The sequence below is a fragment of the Mesorhizobium sp. M0184 genome (assembly GCF_040322215.1).
In the GTDB taxonomy this organism is placed as follows: domain Bacteria; phylum Pseudomonadota; class Alphaproteobacteria; order Rhizobiales; family Rhizobiaceae; genus Mesorhizobium.
The window spans coordinates 1-712 of the sequence record NZ_JAMYSZ010000106.1 but is presented as its reverse complement, the minus strand read 5'-3'; the positions used below and the strand labels follow the sequence as shown (position 1 = coordinate 712).

Sequence of the window (712 nt, the reverse complement as noted above, 5' to 3'; positions counted from 1 at the left end):
GTCGAACGTCCTTCCCGGCCGCAAGCGGCACCGGAGCGGGATCCGCTGGTCTATGATCTGGATTGGGACGAGCCTGCCCGCCTCGACGAGTGGCGCGCCATGCTTGATCGCATGGCGGATCTGCCGCCGGTGCTGGCGGCCGCGATGCTCTCGGACGCCTGGGAAGACATCAGTCCGCTCCACATCAGCCGTGGCTCGGCACCCTTCTGCTCGCGGCCATGCTGCGGCAGCGCCGCAAGACCACGGCCCACCTGCTGGCGCTCAACAGCGGCCTGCGGGTTATCGGCCGTGAGCGCCGGCGCCACCGTGACCGGACCACACGCCTGCTGGCATTTATCGACGCGTTTACGGAAGCCGCCGCGCTCGGCCTAAAGGAACATGACCGGCTGGCGCTGGCGCGGGAACAGATGCTGCGCCGCACCAGGAACCGGCGCGGCAACTCGAAGCTGCCGCAGCTGATCGACTATGTCCTGTCGCGGCCTTTGGTGTCGAGCGCGATGACCGAGAAGGAACTGAAGGTTACGACCCGGGGCGCGCTCAATCTGGTCGGCGAGCTAAATCTGCGGGAGGTGACGGGTAGGGGACGATATCGAGCATGGGGGATTGTGTAATTCGCGCGCACTCTCGGGCCGTCACGGCAGCGGGTCGATCCCGATGGCACCGTCGATCGTGATGGCAAGCACCGAATTGACGAGCAGGTCCTGCGGACGCT

General features: G+C 66.6%; 1 protein-coding gene and 1 pseudogene. Both read left to right on the top strand.

Annotation, left to right across the window (positions count from 1 at the left end; translation table 11 throughout):
- Positions 1 to 99: 99 nt before the first annotated feature.
- Positions 100 to 362: pseudogene (locus tag NKJ23_RS34510) on the top strand (DUF1612 domain-containing protein); the annotation flags it as partial.
- 45 nt (positions 363 to 407) lie between these two features.
- Positions 408 to 611, top strand: coding sequence for a helix-turn-helix domain-containing protein (locus NKJ23_RS34505; protein ID WP_352685192.1), 204 nt, complete (start codon positions 408 to 410; stop codon positions 609 to 611).
- Positions 612 to 712: the final 101 nt, after the last annotated feature.

What these genes read in the sequence shown, in the direction of transcription:
- NKJ23_RS34505 (WP_352685192.1), top strand. Translation starts at nt 408, where the DNA reads ATGCTGCGCCGCACCAGGAACCGGCGCGGCAACTCGAAGCTGCCGCAG.